The sequence below is a fragment of the Streptomyces sp. genome (assembly GCF_035563135.1).
Classification (GTDB): domain Bacteria; phylum Actinomycetota; class Actinomycetes; order Streptomycetales; family Streptomycetaceae; genus Streptomyces.
In genome coordinates this window covers 1-2,059 of sequence record NZ_DATMVN010000114.1, presented here as the reverse complement: position 1 = coordinate 2,059, position 2,059 = coordinate 1, and the positions used below count along the sequence as shown (strand labels likewise).

Annotated in this window: 3 protein-coding genes; all 3 read left to right on the top strand. The window is 69.1% G+C overall.

Going from position 1 to position 2,059, the window contains the following annotated elements; translation table 11 throughout:
• Positions 1 to 352: 352 nt before the first annotated feature.
• On the top strand, positions 353 to 1,336 hold the full coding sequence (locus VN520_RS05120; RefSeq protein ID WP_325745631.1) for a hypothetical protein: 984 nt from the start codon (positions 353 to 355) through the stop codon (positions 1,334 to 1,336).
• Positions 1,337 to 1,573: 237 nt separating this feature from the next.
• Positions 1,574 to 1,738, top strand: a complete 165-nt coding sequence (locus VN520_RS05115; protein WP_325745630.1) for a hypothetical protein — start codon at positions 1,574 to 1,576, stop codon at positions 1,736 to 1,738.
• Positions 1,739 to 1,860: 122 nt separating this feature from the next.
• On the top strand, positions 1,861 to 2,059 hold a 199-nt coding region (locus VN520_RS05110), incomplete at its 3' end, for a hypothetical protein (RefSeq protein ID WP_325745629.1).

The window sequence follows — 2,059 nt, the reverse complement described above, 5'->3', positions numbered from 1 at the left end:
GGTGACTCGCTGGGCATAGTCGTCTGTGACACTCGGGGCGGGAAGTGTTCCAGCCATGTGGTCCTCAGCTCTCGATACGGTGGGAAGTAGGTGGCGATGATGGTACTCATAGGGTTCCGGCCACTTGTCCGGCTTGTGTCGAAGCTTGGCAGCCGGCCGCCGGGGCTGCAGCACCTTTGCCCTTCGTCAGACCACTGCCGGTAGCTGAGTTGACATGAGCCCCGGTATCGTTGGGGCGCGGCTTCATCTGCCGTGTGGCGGCCGTTTCGACCGGCCGAGGATCTCAACTGCGCTTGTCCCCCGTATGCGCTCACGCGTGCGGGGAGCCCTGCTGTCGACCGGGAGACTCGCCATGGATCTGTACGACCGACCCGACTACCGCGCCGCCGTAGAGGCACTGGAGCCCGGCTCCTGCCCGCTGCTGAGACCGCTCGACGAGCTGAGGGTGCGTCGCAGCACCACCGACCCCTGGGAGTGGGTGCAGATCCCCGAGGACTCCACAGCCGCATCAGCCCTCGCGATGATCATGGCGCAAGGAGTGCTGCACGGCGACATGCGCCTCATGGATCTCGTCGATCTTGCCTCCCGGCGCACCGTCTACCACCACCTGGACCCTTGCCCGTTGTGCCAGCACCGGGCGGACTCGGGCCCGCGGGTGTTCGGGGTGTGGGCCACCGAGCCGTGGGTGACCGCCGACTGGTCCCAGGGCCTGCGCGCTCCGGAACCGCGCGGGTTTCTGGAGTTGGCCTCGGCCGGGGCCGCCGAGGAGGAGGCGCGGAATGTCGCGCGTCTCGTCGCGGAGCACACAAGCAGCATCGGTGGTCCCGCACGGTTGCGGGTGTTCCAGGTTCGGGTCGAGGAAGGCCGGTGTCCTGGGTGGTATCCGCTGCTCGCCCAGGTTGGGACTGAGCTGTGGTTGTGGCACGAACAGCCCCCCGTGGCCGAGCGGCTGCGCCGGCCCGACCGGGTGTTCAGGGTGGGCGATGAAGGGCGGGTCAGTGTCCACGACAGCCTGGGCGCAGTCGCTACCCGACCCAGCCCCATCGCCTGGGAGCCTTCGCCCTCTCCCTTTCACACGAGCCGAGCACAGGACGGACGCGAGCTGGCGTGGTTCGACGACGGCGGCGGAGGGTTGCTCGTCTCCGTCCTCGACCCCTCTCGCCCGGAACCGGCGGTACGCATGAGCGCTCGAGGTGAGGAGCCGGTCGAGGGAGCGCCGACCGGCCTCATCCTCTTCGGGCACGGGATCAACACCCGGCCGCCTCTGACGGAACTCCGGCAGCTCGCACCCCGGTTCGCCGACCTCGCGCCCGCTCCTTCCCGGCTCGTGCGTTGACGCCCCTCCAGCATGGCGGCACGGTCAACAACATCATCAAGGCCGCCGCGCAGGCTGCTGGACTGACGCAGGCCCCCAACCCCCGAGGAACGCGCGGCCGCCGCTCAGGCCAAGAATGAGGCGTAAGCGGCCGCCGAAGCTGCGCCCACCGCGGAGGAGACCAACGCGATTCTGAGGGGACGGCGAACGGCCAGGCGGGCGACGCGCGCCGTCGTCCGCCGCATCACTGGCCACTCGATGAGGCGCGGCTGGATCCAGGCAGCCCTCGCCGTTGGCAACCCGCCCGAGGCGGTCGCCCTGCACTCCCGGCACTCGCTGAGCAGTTCCGCCTTCGACGCCTACCGCAAGAAGAAGGTGCCCTGGAACCAGAACCCAACCCGCGCCCTGGCCTTGGCAGCCTGACCATGACAGCCCATGTGCGGCGTTCCCGGGTCCTCTGTCGGTGGCCGCCGGTAGCATGAGCCACCACGCTCGGGATGTGCACCGGGCGCCTCCTTCTGCCCGTTACGACACCAGGACGCCACATGACCGTGGACCCGCAGGCCGTCATCTTCAAGTCGCTCGGGGCCTACCTCAAGCAGGGCTTGAACTACCACAGCTCCCTGCCAGCCGACCTGGCGCCCTGGTACTGCTACACGGTCGACGGTGGCCACTCCATCACCGTCGCTCTGGACGCCGGCGACCTCGGTGAGGCACCCAGCCGCAAGCAGTTGGAGGACGCCC

Bases quoted from the DNA above. Each gene is read 5' to 3' on its own strand.
- VN520_RS05120 (WP_325745631.1), top strand. From the start codon at position 353: ATGGATCTGTACGACCGACCCGACTACCGCGCCGCCGTAGAGGCACTG.
- VN520_RS05115 (WP_325745630.1), top strand. From the start codon at position 1,574: ATGAGGCGCGGCTGGATCCAGGCAGCCCTCGCCGTTGGCAACCCGCCC.